The 14,722-nt window shown below is 45.1% G+C and carries 16 protein-coding genes; 9 read left to right on the forward strand and 7 right to left on the reverse strand.

Annotated features, from left to right (window positions below):
• Positions 1–13: 13 nt before the first annotated feature.
• Complete coding sequence (locus tag ACQCN2_RS14430) at positions 14–1,585, forward strand: ABC-F family ATP-binding cassette domain-containing protein (protein ID WP_426929628.1); 1,572 nt, start codon at positions 14–16, stop codon at positions 1,583–1,585.
• A 327-nt stretch (positions 1,586–1,912) separates the two neighbouring features.
• On the opposite strand, the gene ACQCN2_RS14435 is transcribed toward ACQCN2_RS14430, so the two are convergent.
• Entirely contained in the window at positions 1,913–2,950 is a 1,038-nt protein-coding gene (locus ACQCN2_RS14435) for a phosphodiester glycosidase family protein (RefSeq protein ID WP_426929629.1), read from the reverse strand.
• Between the two features lie 193 nt (positions 2,951–3,143).
• Here ACQCN2_RS14435 and ACQCN2_RS14440 point away from each other — a divergent pair, with 193 nt between their 5' ends.
• The 6 genes from ACQCN2_RS14440 (at position 3,144) to ACQCN2_RS14465 (ending at position 7,348) form a co-directional block, all read left to right on the forward strand.
• Complete coding sequence (locus tag ACQCN2_RS14440; RefSeq protein ID WP_426929630.1) at positions 3,144–3,290, forward strand: hypothetical protein; 147 nt, start codon at positions 3,144–3,146, stop codon at positions 3,288–3,290.
• A gap of 124 nt (positions 3,291–3,414) precedes the next feature.
• Positions 3,415–4,641: a DEAD/DEAH box helicase gene (locus tag ACQCN2_RS14445; protein WP_426929631.1), complete on the forward strand. Its 1,227-nt coding sequence runs from the start codon at positions 3,415–3,417 to the stop codon at positions 4,639–4,641.
• A gap of 108 nt (positions 4,642–4,749) precedes the next feature.
• The gene (locus tag ACQCN2_RS14450; RefSeq protein ID WP_426929632.1) at positions 4,750–4,905 is read left to right on the forward strand and encodes a hypothetical protein; all 156 of its coding nucleotides are present in this window, start codon (positions 4,750–4,752) and stop codon (positions 4,903–4,905) included.
• A 158-nt stretch (positions 4,906–5,063) separates the two neighbouring features.
• Entirely contained in the window at positions 5,064–6,170 is a 1,107-nt protein-coding gene (locus ACQCN2_RS14455) for a DUF3900 domain-containing protein (protein WP_426929633.1), read from the forward strand.
• A gap of 36 nt (positions 6,171–6,206) precedes the next feature.
• Positions 6,207–7,049: a DUF1444 family protein gene (locus ACQCN2_RS14460; RefSeq protein WP_426929634.1), complete on the forward strand. Its 843-nt coding sequence runs from the start codon at positions 6,207–6,209 to the stop codon at positions 7,047–7,049.
• Entirely contained in the window at positions 7,046–7,348 is a 303-nt protein-coding gene (locus tag ACQCN2_RS14465) for a hypothetical protein (RefSeq protein WP_426929635.1), read from the forward strand. The genes ACQCN2_RS14460 and ACQCN2_RS14465 overlap by 4 nt, the downstream gene beginning before the upstream one ends.
• 35 nt (positions 7,349–7,383) lie before the next feature.
• Here the strand turns inward: ACQCN2_RS14465 and ACQCN2_RS14470 are convergent, their stop codons facing one another.
• The 4 genes from ACQCN2_RS14470 to ACQCN2_RS14485 form a co-directional block, all read right to left on the reverse strand.
• The gene (locus ACQCN2_RS14470) at positions 7,384–8,352 is read right to left on the reverse strand and encodes a prenyltransferase/squalene oxidase repeat-containing protein (RefSeq protein ID WP_426929636.1); all 969 of its coding nucleotides are present in this window, start codon (positions 8,350–8,352) and stop codon (positions 7,384–7,386) included.
• A gap of 83 nt (positions 8,353–8,435) precedes the next feature.
• Entirely contained in the window at positions 8,436–8,576 is a 141-nt protein-coding gene (locus tag ACQCN2_RS14475) for a hypothetical protein (protein WP_426929637.1), read from the reverse strand.
• 83 nt (positions 8,577–8,659) lie between these two features.
• Positions 8,660–9,109 carry a DUF441 domain-containing protein gene (locus ACQCN2_RS14480; RefSeq protein WP_426929638.1) on the reverse strand — a complete coding sequence of 150 codons (450 nt, stop codon included), beginning with the start codon at positions 9,107–9,109 and terminating at the stop codon, positions 8,660–8,662.
• 42 nt (positions 9,110–9,151) lie between these two features.
• Positions 9,152–9,451: a DUF1811 family protein gene (locus ACQCN2_RS14485; protein ID WP_426929639.1), complete on the reverse strand. Its 300-nt coding sequence runs from the start codon at positions 9,449–9,451 to the stop codon at positions 9,152–9,154.
• A 284-nt stretch (positions 9,452–9,735) separates the two neighbouring features.
• On the opposite strand from ACQCN2_RS14485, the gene ACQCN2_RS14490 reads away from it, so the two are divergent.
• On the forward strand, positions 9,736–11,067 hold the full coding sequence (locus ACQCN2_RS14490; RefSeq protein WP_426929640.1) for an APC family permease: 1,332 nt from the start codon (positions 9,736–9,738) through the stop codon (positions 11,065–11,067).
• A 342-nt stretch (positions 11,068–11,409) separates the two neighbouring features.
• On the opposite strand, the gene ACQCN2_RS14495 is transcribed toward ACQCN2_RS14490, so the two are convergent.
• Positions 11,410–11,976, reverse strand: a complete 567-nt coding sequence (locus ACQCN2_RS14495; protein ID WP_426929641.1) for a cell wall hydrolase — start codon at positions 11,974–11,976, stop codon at positions 11,410–11,412.
• 367 nt (positions 11,977–12,343) lie between these two features.
• Here ACQCN2_RS14495 and ACQCN2_RS14500 point away from each other — a divergent pair, with 367 nt between their 5' ends.
• Entirely contained in the window at positions 12,344–13,945 is a 1,602-nt protein-coding gene (locus tag ACQCN2_RS14500) for a peptide ABC transporter substrate-binding protein (protein ID WP_426929642.1), read from the forward strand.
• Between the two features lie 68 nt (positions 13,946–14,013).
• Here the strand turns inward: ACQCN2_RS14500 and ACQCN2_RS14505 are convergent, their stop codons facing one another.
• Positions 14,014–14,682 carry a peptidylprolyl isomerase gene (locus tag ACQCN2_RS14505; RefSeq protein WP_426929643.1) on the reverse strand — a complete coding sequence of 223 codons (669 nt, stop codon included), beginning with the start codon at positions 14,680–14,682 and terminating at the stop codon, positions 14,014–14,016.
• Positions 14,683–14,722 lie beyond the last annotated feature (40 nt).

Here is a 14,722-nt window from a genome sequence, read left to right on the forward strand (position 1 = left end):
GAGGAGGAGCGTCATGAGTGTATTAATCGTTGAAAATTTATCCCATGGGTTTGCTGACCGCACACTTTTTACGGATGTTTCCTTCCGCCTGCAACCGGGTGAGCGTGTAGGGCTTGTCGGGGCGAACGGAACAGGTAAGTCTACCATGATGAGCATTTTAACCGGACAACAAATGGCGGATTCTGGAACTGTAGAGTGGATGCCTAAAATCGAGTATGGCTATCTCGATCAACATACCAAACTGGAAGCGGGCAAGACCATCCGTGATGTGTTGAAGGATGCGTTTCTTCCATTGTTGGAGCTGGAAGCGGAAAATATGGCCATTGCTGAGAAAATGGCAGATGCAACGCCGGAAGAGCTGGAAGAATTACTGGAGCGTATGGGTGAAATCCAGGATCGTCTCGACCATAGCGGGTTCTATCTGATTGATGCCAAGGTGGATGAGATCGGGAATGCTTTAGGTCTTAGCGCCATCGGGATGGAACGGGATGTAGCCAGTCTCTCGGGGGGACAGCGAACCAAGGTGCTTTTGGCCAAGTTGTTGTTGCAACAACCAACTGTACTTCTTTTGGACGAGCCGACCAACTATCTGGATGAAGAACATATTTCCTGGTTGAAAAATTACCTGAGAGAATATCCGTACGCATTTATGTTGATCTCCCACGATACGGAATTTATGAATGCAGTCGTCAATGTGATCTATCATTTGGAGTTCACTAAAATGAACCGCTATACAGGAGATTATGAATCTTTCCTTTCTCAATCCGAGACGAAGCGTAATCAGCACATTGACGCCTATGAGAAGCAAAAAGAGGAGATTGCGAAGACGGAGGATTTCATCGCGCGTAATAAGGCTCGTTACTCCACTTCAGGACGCGCCAAGAGCCGTCAGAAGCAATTAGATCGTCTGGAGCGGATCGATAAGCCGGAAACTGCCGCGAAGCCAACCTTTACATTCAAAGAAGCCCGTGTAAGTGGTCGCTTCGTCTTTGAAGCGGAAGACATGGAAATCGGTTATACTCATCCGCTGATGCCGAAGCTCTCCATGGTGTTGGAGCGCGGCGACAAAGTGGCGATCGTTGGGATGAACGGTGTCGGTAAATCCACTCTCTTGAAAACGGTACTTGGATCGATCCAGCCGTTGAGCGGTAAAATTGATCGAGATAACTTCTTGTATCCCGCTTATTTTGAGCAAGAGGTTAAGCCGAAAAATATCACGGCCCTGCAGGAAGTGTGGAATGAATTCCCGTCCATGAACAACCATGAAGTTCGTGCGGCTTTGGCTCGCTGTGGATTGACCAACGAGCATATCAACCGCAATATGAGCGCGCTCTCCGGGGGAGAACAAGCGAAGGTTCGTTTATGCAAGCTGCTGCAGCGCGATAGCAACTTCATCCTGTTTGACGAGCCGACAAACCACTTGGACGTTGTGGCGAAGGAAGAATTAAAGCGTGCGTTAAAAGAATACAAAGGGACTGTACTGTTGGTATGCCATGAACCTGAATTCTATGAGGATTGGGTAACCAAGGTATGGAACGTGGAAGATTGGGCCGGAAAAGAGAAGAAGCAAACCATTCGTGCTTAGTTGAAACAATATCAAAAAAAAGCGTTGGGATATTCCCAACGCTTTTTTTCTTAACATGACGGACTGATTAATTACTTTACAGAGATAAAGTAATTAATCAGTCCTTCCATTCGCGTAAGCCCGTTGCAGAAAAGACTTCGTCCATTAAAGCTCATTTTAAGCGAAACAAAGCACAGTGAACGAAAGAAGGAAAAGAGTCGGCATTCTTTACATCAGACTGAGAAACGAAGTGATTTTCTTGTCGACTCCCTTCTGTAGTGAACGGAGCGGACAGAAGATACTTCATGCGAGCTTAAACAGAGCCTTAAAGGGACGAAGTCTTTTCCACTAATAAACCATCCAAGCATTCGGTATCCAGCGTCCGCGTGGATCTTCGATGCAGGATTTGGTGAGGATTTTATTATCTTGTATCATCATGGCGGATGTGCCGCCATCGAGCGCCATCGCGTTTACGGCCCCATACTCTTCAAACAAGTCGGCCATATCCTTCATGCTGGCGCCAGGGGAGTGCTGCTGGCGACCATCAATTACGATCATGATAATCGTTCCGTCAGCTGTCTGACCAATCGCGGAGCGGGGAGCGATTCCCCAGCTGGTCGCGTCTTTTCCGGCAAACAGGTTCTTGCCGTTGACAATCAGTTGAGGGCGAAAAGAGACGGCATCTCGAATGCCCATTTTAATCAGTTGTTGACTCGTGTAGTTTCCGGTCACGAGCTTGCCTGAATAATCAATCCCTACTGCCGTATCGCCATTTCGTGGATCATAATCCTGAATCAGTTTACCGTCTACGATCACAAGACCTGCCGCTTGACTGGCATAGCCCATGTAGTTAGGGTCATAGAAACCGGATGCGTTGATTCCGCCGAGTGCATGAGTTCGTTCGGAGAATTCGTCAATCCATTCTCCACGAGGTTTTCCTCTGTTCTTTTTCACGACCGTTTGCACCAGATGAACCCGGCTCGGATCCGATACCTTCATGACATAACCTTTGAAGTAATGATAGCTGCTGATGTTCTTCTCGATCGGTTCTACTTGAACAAGAGGTACATCACCCGCTGGCTTGACTTCCTGTGGCTTAGGCGTTTGAACAACGGTGGAGACAGGCTCAGAGTTGATCACCTCTGGCTGAGCGATCTCTTTCTTCAGTTTGTTGAGGGCATCTTCACCGACAAACGTATACTTCGCCCATTGAGAATGCTGTGTCACAAGCAACGAGCCAGCCAACCAGAGTCTTGCGTCATATGACAAGACGAATGCGGTCGTTAGCAGTAAGAACATGATTCCTGACATGATTACGGTTCGCTTGAATGATTTGCGTTTACGCTTTTTTTTTGTTTGGGGCGTTCGAGAGGCTCTTGGTTCCATCCAGTTTCTCTGCTCCTTTATCATTTCTAATCTGATGATTGTATCAAAATAAGTAATTATACGAATAGGAGAAAATGCTACCTGTATTAAGACGAATCAGAAAGCAAAAAGTTTCACTTTTTCAAGAGAACGTTCAGGGCAAGAAGCATGAGGGAGAAGGGCAAGGGAACAATAGCAACAGGAGGTGAGTGTCATGGAACGTGGTTACGATAAAGAGTTTCAGGATCAAGTGGAGGAGTATCGTACCAATCCGCGTGGAAGCCACAACCAGCTTTCCGAAAAAGACCGGCATGACAAGATGGAGAAACGCGAAACACGCCTTGATACGAACAATCGCTAACTTAAAGGAATAAGGGGCACTCTCATCTGGCTGTTTTTTTTGGCTATGCCGGGTGGGGGTACCCGATACAAGCGGAATATGGTAAGCTATCCCTTATGAATGTGTACGTAGGAGGATACTGAAGTTGACATCATTTCAATCATTGGAGTTATCAGACAAACTGATTCAAACACTGCAAACTTATCACATAACGGAACCGACACCGATTCAGGCCCAAACGATTCCTGCTATTCTTCAGGGGCGCAACGTCATTGCTGCGGCTCCGACGGGCTCAGGGAAGACGTTCGCCTACCTGCTGCCGGCTTGTCATGCGATTGATCCTGCCAAAAAGGAACTGCAAGTGCTCGTTCTTGCCCCAACTCACGAGCTTGTTATGCAAATCGCCAAAGAAGCGGAGAAATTGCTAACTCCACAGGGCTTGCAAGTGGTTCCGTTAATTGGCGGGGTGGATCCGAAACGTCAAATCGAAAAATTAAAGCAGCATCCGGTTCTGGTCGTAGCGACTCCCGGACGTTTAAGGGAACTGCTTGAGCAACGAAAAATAAAAGTACATACCGTTCAAACGATCATTGTCGATGAAGCGGATCGTTTAATGGATGAAGGCTTTAAAGGGACAGTTGCCGATATCCAGCGCCGCTTGCTTCGAGATACGCAGCGGTTATATTTCTCGGCTACACTTTCTTCACAAATTTTGACCTACCTTGAATCAATTGTTCAGGAACCGGTGATCATTAATGTGGACCGTGAGCAGAATAGTGAGCAAGTGCTTCATTTTTATATTCTCACGGAGATGCGCAAGAAAGTGGATACCTTGCGACGCCTGATTCGTTTGCTCGATGCGAAACGTACCATTGTCTTTATTAATCATCTGGATCGTGTTGACGAGATTCAAGAGCGGCTTACCTATCATCAGATTGAATGCCGATTAATTCACCGAGACACTCCAAAAGAAGAACGCGCCAAAACTATCGAGGATTTCCGTGAAGCTAAGTTTCCAGTGCTGCTCGCAACCGATGTAGCGGCTCGCGGGATTGATATTCCCGATATTGAAGCGGTCATTCATCAGGACCCGGCCATTGACGCGGATGCGTACATCCACCGAAGCGGACGCACGGGCAGGATGGGAGCAGCGGGTTTGGTGTTCTCGATTATTACACCGCAGCAAAAGTTCATTTTGGACAAATTCCAGAAACAGACCAAGATCCCTATCGTTGAGAAAGCAATGTCCCACGGGACTCTTGTACATCCGGGTTCCATACGTAAAAACTCCGGTGCTTCCAAACAAGCTTCATCCAAAGCTGGATCAACAAAAACAAAAGCAGCCAGATCCCCTAAAAGACCACGGCCCTAGCCGTAAGGAGACTCTTCGCCATTTCACCCGTACAGATACATAAGAATGCCTTGGGTTGAACAACTTAGGTACAGGGAGTTCATGATACAGACTTGAGGAGGGTATCTGATGCGCAGAGATCGATTGTACGAGGAGGATCTTCTCGTCAATGGGCGAGTAGGCGGAGAGGTTCTGTCCAAGCAGGAACGGCAAACATTGAAGCGTGAATCCGCTGAGTTGAAAACACTGATGGAAGAAGCCAAGAACCAAGAAATTGTCGAATAATAGTTGTATACGTCTTCTCAAACAAAAAGCAGTTCAATCCCGACTGCTTTTTGTTTGTTTTATTTTATAAGAAAATGTGCTAGCTATAAACGCAAGCGGACCGTTTTTTGGTATAATCATCTCTGAATTTCTAAACGGTCGGTAAGGAGCAACATACCATGAATTTTAATATTGATTGGCTCTCGTTTTATTTACTAGAACAATCTGACGGAGATACCAAGAGAGTCGCCTTGTCCAAAATGCTAACCCAGTACGATTATGAGCGAAGCGAGCTAAAGGAATTTCTGGATGGGGAATTCACCAAAATCGCCAAGCGAAAAGTAGAAATGAATCCGAAAAGCGATGGAACTCCAACCAAAATCGGACAATTTATCGTAGAGGCTGGACATCCCCTGGAATCGAATCCTACCTATGGAATGTTCCAACGTTTACTGCAGGCAGAGACAACAGAATCCATCCAAGCGGCTTCGCAAGAACTGCTTCATCTGTACATGCGGACTTCGCAGGTGAGGGGTGGTGTTCTTTTATTTGTGAAGGCGCGACTGGATAAATATGATGACCGTTTTTTGTTCATATTAAAGTGTGATTTTGAACAGAAGACAGCTGTCATCACCGATGATAAAAGCCTAATTGCCAATGTCAACATGGCGATCAATGCGAAGAACATGAAATCGATTCTCTATCCGCATCTCATCGAACCGGGAATGGTCGATTTTTATCATATTAAAATCCATCAATTTTCTCATGCGCGGTATTTCGAAGAATTCTTAAAATTTATTGAGTATCCGGAAACAGTCCATGACGTTATGTCTAGAGAGGTTCTCTCTCTTGCCAAGCAGCACGTGGAGATGAACTATCCAGAGCCAACGGAAGAGAGGCTTCGGGAAGAAGAAGAGTTGGAACGGATCGCCGCAAGCCCCAAACGAGAGCTGGCCGAAAAGTGGGATCACGAGACCGTATTGGAGGCAGCTAACTGGTTTACAGAGCAACAGCCTGAGCTGGAGCTGAAACTGAAGCTGGATCATATGCAAATTCGCGCGCTGTTGGCTGACTATGGAAATAAAGTACATATCGCTAAGGCAAACGGTCGTTATTTTGTTCTCCTAGAGGGCGATTCAATCCTATTTGAAAAAGGATGTTCACCGGTTGAGTTTTTAAAACCTCAGGAACTTCATGAAGTATTGGAAACAATTCAATCTCAGCCGGCTGGTTCCATGAATATTCCCATGACTCATAATGAACAGGAAGATACACCGCCGTGGTAAAGTAAGAATACGTATGAAAAAAGAAAGGAGCTTCGCATGTCAGCAAATGAGTTAAATCGTATTCGAGTGTCTCTACAACGTCGAGTAATTGAGCTGTTAGAGCGGGAGCTCTCGGCAGGCTGGGAGTGTCGAGCCGTTCAGCAGGAGATTCTTTTGGTGTCAAACGCAACCGAACAGCCCATGGAGATTCCGATCTCATTAGAGAACTTGTATCAACGAGTAGAAAGCTACCCAGAACAAAGAAGAGAAGCTTTATATTCGTTCGTTTCCCATATCGTAGCCAGATTGAATGGTTTGCTTGACGACAGGGATCTTAAAAACCAAGAGAATCATGTCTACCCAGTGCTTCGACACATCTCGTTCACGTCCAATCATCCACAGAACAAGTTGGTCACCTCTCGGCATACGTCTGAATCGGTTGTGCTGTATGCGGTTGATTACGAGAAGGGGTATCGGCTGATCGATCAGACAATGCTTGAAGATGCAGGCTGGTCCAAAGAACAGCTGCATGAATACGCGATGAGGAATCTGCGCAAGCTTCCCTTTACGGTTCGGACACAGGTGGTGGCTGGAAACACGATTCATTTTATCAGTCCCCGAGATGGATTTGCGGCGAGCCGTGTTTTAATGACCGAGTTATTAGATCAATATGATCGAGAGAAAAAAGGGAAAACTTTAGGTGTAGCAATTCCTCATCAAGATGTACTTATCGTGGTCGATATCCAGGACGAATCCGGGATGCAATTGCTTTCTCGTCTCACATATGATTTTGCGAGCAAAGGTGATGTTCCGATCACTCCATTTCCATTCTTCTACGAGAACCAATCTTTAGAATCCTATATTATTGTGCAACATGCCAAGAAAGAAGGACAAACATGAATCAATCCAACTACCCGAGAAAACAAGTCAAGACGACGAATCAAGCGAAAACAAATAACCCAGGTAAATCGGCTCAACCAGTCAAGCCCGCTAGACCCATCCAATCAAAGACAGCCGGACAGGCTTCAGGCGGGGCTTTGACCAAGCAAGAGAAGGAATTGCTTGAAGAGTGCTTGGATGAGCTATATGAAGATTACGGGACATATCGCAAATCACTCAAACCTGGCGAAGAAATGAACGTGACTTATCAAATGTTTGCCAGCATTGTCAAGAAACTGGGTTTGCGTCAACCCAAATAGAGAAACTTCCTATTTTGTCGAGAGAAGGAAAAAGGTTACTTCCTTTCAAACGAGCTGATCGAATCGTGAGCAAGGAGTGCAAGGGCTAACTGTATGTATCTTCCTGATTCATGGAGGAGCCAATACGGCTTCTTAGGTCCTTGTATGTATTGCTCCCAGGCTTGATTAAGCATCCGCCGAACGCGCTCCCAGTCATTCATCTGGGCGGCCGCAAGCCCGATAAACATCCACGGATAGGGGTCACCTGTCTCAAACTCGTCAAACCGTGGAAAATGAGTGGTTAACTGCTGATAGAGATACGTTGCTTCTTTGGAGTCCGGTGCAATTAAATGATAAACGATCGGGAACATTTGACTGGTTGCATCGGGATACCATTTGGACCAAACAGGATAGGTAGAGTCGTACATCGCGAACGTTCTTTTGGAAGGATTATACATACCCTGTATTCCTGTCTGGCTGGCCTTCGCTCGAGCTTGTGCCTCTTCGGCAATGTGGGTCTCTCCAAGAATGGCAAAAAGCTCGGAAGCATCTACCAAGCCCTGATACACTTCGCAATTATCCATCAAGTACTTCACTTTGTAGCTGTGTTTGGCCCAAGTTAAACCATCTTTTTGTTGAAGCTCAACCAATGCGTAATAAATCCGCAGAAGTGTATCACGGACGCTTTGTAGCCACTCTATTTCCTCGGTTAGTTGGATGTAGGCTAAGAGCAAGCTGAAGAACGTGGCATGATAGCTGTCTTCACTGTCAGCCGATTTTGTGTTTATCTCTTGTCCTTTAATCAGACGGTAGTCGTTCACATAGCCATCGGAGGAGAGATGATTCATGTACCAGTTGAGATGTTGTTTCACTGGCTCATAATCGCCCAATTCGATTAATGCCAATAAACCTAGGTTCGTAAAATAAGGATTGATTCGATCACTTGTAGGCGATAAGCGGAAGGTACCGCTTGGCAATTGGCATTGAAGGAGATAGACATGCTGATGGTCAATTCGTTCTTCCATTCCACAGACTCCCTTCATCATGAATAGAATCGCTTTCTTTGCAGTTGAAAAAAGACCCTTATGATCAAGGGTCTTTTTGTTTTTTAGCCGATCATTTCCAGTACCATCAGGGTTGTGAGTAAACGTTTTTCAGCTTCTTCTGCTGTTTTTCCTGTTTTCACGAAACGCTCAGACTGGTATTCGATTTCGGCAAAATAGATACCGTTTTCTTCATAGATGTGCATCGTCCTCAACCCCTTTACTCGATACACCATTTCCTCATTGTATGCAGCTTGGGGGAGGTTGATTCCATTTCATAAATAAATCGTTATTTAGGAAAGACCTGCAAGACGAGCGACAAAATTCCGGCTGCAATTAATGGCCCGACAGGTACGCCTCGAAAGAAGGTGACTCCCAGAATTGTACCTACCACTAGGCCCGAAATGATCAAGGGATTTTGTGTCATCAAAGCTGTACCTTTTCCGCCAAGATACGCAACGAATATTCCAATGGCGACAGCGAGAAGCGACTGCCAATGGGTAAAGGTTTTGAGTATGGCGTCTGGAGGAATTCTTCCACTTGCGACAGGGGTAATTACCCCGATGGTCAAAATTGTGATTCCAATCTCCAATCCGTGTTGTTCGAGAAAGGGAAACATCCGATCCACGTGTAACAAGCGAATGAGCAGCAAGAAGATCGTTGCGATCGAGATGGCCGAATTATGTCCGACTACACCGAGCGTAAGGAGGATGATCAAGATGAGATTGGTCATATCCATTGTAGTATGTAAGCTCCTTTATCTTCACGATTTCGGTTTGTGTTAGCTTAGCATGCCAACAGGGAAACCAACGCACTCATTGGTGCCATCCAAAGTTCCCCAAGCGAACACCCCATTAAAATATTCAATGGTAAATGGCTGGTCATGACCATGTACTTTATAGGATTTGCCGATGAAGAATTCATTCGTCCCGATATAATATGATTTGGCCATAAAGAATTTTTGCTCCAGAATGCCAAATCCCACAAGATCTCCTTTTACTTTTTTCTCCTCTGCCTCTTTGAGCAGTTTTTCCATTTCCATTTGTAATTCAGCTAACGTCATTTGACTAAGTAGACGCATAAGACAACCTCCTTTTTCCTCATGTTGCATTGTAACAAGAAATTGCCTTGGAGGCCAACTCTCCAGCACAGTCTTTCACACATTGTAGAAAACAGTGTTGGATAAAAGAAGTCAATGGCTTATAAGAAATGGAGAGAATGGTAAACATAAAGTGAAACAAGTAGAAAAGACTTATTAAATTGCCGAGTATTCAAAATAGAACAAAAAAATAAACGAAAATAAAAAGTGTGGTATGATGTCTTTGTGCTCAATAGGTGGACAAAAGTATCTTCGAGGTGAACAAAATGCAAACCGACAACAAGGCTCAACTGAAAAAGGATGTAGGATTAACGCTCGCCATTTCATTGGTTATTGGGACCGTGATTGGCTCCGGTGTATTCATGAAGCCAGGGAAAGTAATTGAATACACCGGTGATTCATCAATGGCATTATGGGCCTGGGTTCTCGGGGGGATTATTACGCTCGCTAGCGGCCTTACCATTGCGGAAGTTAGCACGCAGATTCCCAAAACCGGAGGACTGTATGTCTATCTTGAGGAAGTCTACGGCAAGATATGGGGTTATTTATGCGGCTGGGTGCAAACGGTTATCTACGGACCTTCGATTATCGGGGCACTGGGGCTTTATTTCGGCTCACTTTTAGCCAATTTGTTTAGTTGGGGAGATGAGTGGAAGCTGCCGCTTGGGATTGCCGCGGTTGTATTCCTCGCACTGATTAACGGCTTGGGAACGAAGTACGGTGGATATATTCAGACCGCAGCTACGATAGGTAAATTAATACCGATTGCGCTCATTATCGTATTTGGTATCTGGATGGGCAATTCACAGGTTCTGCATATGCCGAGTGGTTTACCTGCTACCCATATCAGTATGGGGGCCGCCATACTTGCTACCTTATGGGCTTATGACGGTTGGATGCTTGTGGGATTTGTAGCAGGTGAAATGAAGGATCCGGGCAAAATTCTTCCTCGGGCGATTATCGGAGGATTATCGATCGTAACCGCGGCGTATTTACTGGTTAATATAGCACTTATGCATATACTTCCTGCCGATCAGATTGCAGCCTTAAAAGAAAATGCTGCAAGTACAGCTGCGACGATGATTTTTGGGGATGTAGGCGGCAAGCTAATTGGAATAGGGATTCTCGTTTCCATCTTCGGTTGCTTGAACGGTAAAATTCTATCGTTCCCACGTGTCCCATATGCAATGGCCGAGCGTGGACAGCTACCGGCATCCGGCTTGTTATCACAGGTTCATCCGAGATTTAATACACCAGTCGCTTCGATTATCCTTCAGGTGATCATTGCGACCATCCTAATGGTAATGAGTAACCCGGATCACTTGTCGGATATCGCTATTTTCTCCGTCTATCTATTTAACATTCAAGCCTTTGCGGCAGTATTTATCCTGCGCAAACGGAACAAAGGGGCTAAACGGGTATTCAGTGTGCCGCTTTATCCGATTATCCCTGTTGTTGCGATCATAGGAGCCGCTTATATCATTGTTAGTGCGATCATGGATAATCCGGCGGACATGCTGTCGGCGATTGCGATTACGGTCATTGGTCTCCCAGTCTATTGGCTGATAAATCGTCGCAAACAACAGCAAGTCGGGTAATGTGAAGCGAAAAACCACCTTTCAACTGTTGAAAGGTGGTTTTCGTTTTAAAAAAATGCATTCCGTTCGAGTTATCGAAGGGAATGCCAAGTTTGGGGGTTTTGAGAAAAAGCCGAATCGTCCTGAATATCGTATCGCTCTCACCCGATTGGATATCCTCGAAAACTTCGCACGCGGTAGGCATAATCAAGTCCTTGGACATGAGCATGCTTACCGCGTAGGCATGCTTTACCTGGAACGATTCAAAGCCGAATCTCACTTACGTTGAAACGTTGCTTACAAAAAGAATGATAAACCACAAATATAAAATGCCAATTAATTAAAAATAAAATATCATGAAAATTACTTAGCAAAAATGTGATTTCCTATCTTGACAGTCTGTGGTCGACTCCATATCCAGCTCGACGTTGCTGTTTTGGGATTGAAAAAATAAAGGGAACCCCTAGTAGGATCTTGTCCACTGATTGCGGCAGCCACTGCTTTATGCGCATTGTCATCTGATTGGGATGTAAGTTTACCGCCATGAACAGAGCTAAAGGCATTCTTCTGGAAGATGACGCTATGCAATTCATTCGGAAACTGGGGATCTTTCATCCGATTAAGGACAACAGCCGCAATCGCAACCTGTCCTTCCATTCGTTCGCCGCGACCTTCCGCATAGACTAACCGAGCTAATTCATCCTGTTCAGCTTTTGACAATGGCACAGCTTGTTCGCTTTGTGATTGAACGTCTTCTTGTTGATTAGGTCCGTCTTCTTTTTCGGTGGACGGGGAAATCGTCGCTTTGTTGTGCGCGATAGGTTCAGGAGCAATCGCTTCCGTAGGGGGAACAAGCACTCCAAATTCACTGCACAACAGAAACATGACACAAAATAAAAAGCGCATGAGCGCCTTGAATTGACGAATCATTTATTACACTCCTTTTCGCTAACTTTTCTCTTGACAATCAAGCGAATTGGTCTCGTGCCAGTATACGAAAGGACACTTTATTGACTCAATAGGGGATGGTTGGGATGAAATGCAAGATTAACCAGAACAATTGTCGCAGAAAAGGAGTATTTGACTATTGACGTATGGGAGAAAGTGTAGATGTCCTGAGGGATGGTGCCGATTGCTAAGGAAATTGGTGACTGAAAAGTAGAGTAACAACGAATGGATAAAAACGGGTCAACTGGATTTAACTTTCACCAAGAAAAATAGGAATTATTGGAATTTAATGGCTTGTTTATGGTATTTTAAGGAAGGTTGTAAAAATTCAATAGGTTCTGGAGGAATTATGAAGAAAATTCTCTTTTCATTGCTCTCTACCTTTGTGGCTGCGGGCTCTTTAACAGGATTGGTCCATGCTGAAGCTGGCACACTACAGACTTCACAGAAGGAAAAAGTACTCAAACTCAACCTACGCTCTGACGTGCCGTCAACTGATCCAGCATTAGCGGAAGACAACACATCCATAGCCATTGTCCGTGCTACCTTCGATGGATTGACCCGTACCGGGGTGGATGGTAAACCGCACAATTCAATGGCGAGTAAGATAGACGTATCCGAAGACTTGCAAACCTACACGTTTACCTTGCGTGATGCCAAATGGAGCAACGGTGACCCAGTTACGGCTTATGATTTCGAGTATGCTTGGAAACACGTTATTGATCCACAGTCTAATGCCAACTATGCCTACATGATGTATTCTATTAAGAATGCGCAGAAAGCCAATAGGGGTCAGGTCAAGTTGGATGAGGTAGGGATCAAAGCCCTCGATGATAAAACATTAAAGGTAACTTTGGAGAAACCAACGCCTTACTTCTTAGAGTTAACGGCGTTTTCTACCTATTTTCCTGTGGATAAAAAAATTGCCGAGAAAGGTCCCCAGTGGGCATCGGAAGCCAAGACTCACATCGGCAACGGCCCATTCAAGATAGAGCAATGGGAGCATCGAAAAAAGCTGGTTCTCGTAAAAAACAAAGCCTATTGGGATGCAGCCAATGTCAATGTCGATCGAATACACTTTAATTTGGTGGAAGATGAAAAAACTGAACTTGCCATGTTCGAAAAAGGGGAGCTTGATTGGGCTGGAAGGCCACTAACTGATCTCCCGATAGATGCGATTCCAGGATTAAAAAAGAGCGGAAAACTAAAGACGCAAGCAATTGCTGGAACCTATTGGCTGAAGCTAAATACAGAGAAGGCGCCATTTACCAACCCGAAGATTCGCAGAGCATTCTCCTATGCGATCAATCGTCAGGCAATCATTGATCAAGTGACACAAGCCAACCAGCTTCCTGCTACAGGCATTGTCCCGCCTACTATGCAGTTAAAGTCAGAAGGATATTTTAAGGATAACGATGCGGCTACGGCAAAAAAATTATTACAAGAGGGTCTCAAAGAGATGGGTCTCAAACAATTGCCGCCAATTACCTATTCATTCAATACTTCGGAGGGGCATTTGCGTATTGCAGAAACCATCCAAAAACAATGGAAAGACACTTTAGGAGTAGAGGTTAAGTTAGAGAACAAAGAATGGAAAGTTTACATTGAAGACTTGCATAATGGTCAATTCCAGATAGGACGAATGGGGTGGTTAGGAGATTTTAACGATCCGATTAACTATCTGGAACTGTTTAAAGATAAACAGGGAGGTAACAACGATACACTCTGGGAAAACGCCAAATATAAAGAACTGTTGAACCAGTCTGATAAAGAAACGGATCCAGCAAAGCGAACGGAGATTTTAGAGCAAGCAGAACAAATTATCATGGATGAGTCACCGGTAATTCCGATCTACTTCTATACCGATTCATGGGTCCAAAACGATAAGGTAAAAGGTGTAGTCATTGACGGTTTAGGCAACATCGATTACAAATGGGCTACGGTCGAGTGATGAAGCAGTAACTAAATTTAGTCAGGTTAAACACAAAAGAGGGAACTCCAAGGAGCTCCCTCTTTTAATTATTTCTCTTCAATGGTGATGTTTTTAATGGAGACGGTTTCCGTCGGCTTGCTTGGTTCTCCTGAATTCGGGTCAGTGGTAACTGGTGTGGAAGCGATCTTCTCAACTACGTCCATACCTTCAACCACTTTTCCAAAAATCGTGTAGTACGGCATGTTATTCAAATTCTTCACATCGGCACCTGTTCCGATGAAGAATTGGCTGCCATTCGTGTTGGTATTAGGGCCGGAATTCGCCATGGCGACCACGCCTGGCTCATACTGGTGTCCGTTGTTTAACTCATCCTCGAATTTGTACCCCGGACCTCCTGCACCCGTACCTGTTGGATCCCCGGTCTGAATCATGAAGGTTTTAAGGATCCGGTGAAAAACGATATTGTCGTAGAATTTGTCTTTGGACAAGAAGACGAAGTTGTTCACGGTTTTGGGAGCGTCTTTGGCAAACAGTTCGATGGTAAAATCACCTTTTGTGGTCGAAACCTTTGCCCGATAGGTTTTGTTTGGATCAATCTGCATGTCAGGTGCTTTTGCATACTGCTTTTTGGGTTGGGCTGCCTGGTTTGTATCCGGTTGTGCAGCAGGATTTTGTGGTGCGGGATTTTTGCCGCAGCCGACCGTAACGAGTGCTACCAGGAGAAGAATTCCAAGACCTTGCCAGAGTTTCTTCATAGAATGACACCTTCCTAACTTTGATGTTCTTATGTAAGTG

Origin of the sequence: Brevibacillus ginsengisoli, from assembly GCF_050113715.1 — a bacterium.
Lineage (GTDB): Bacteria > Bacillota > Bacilli > Brevibacillales > Brevibacillaceae > Brevibacillus_H > Brevibacillus_H ginsengisoli.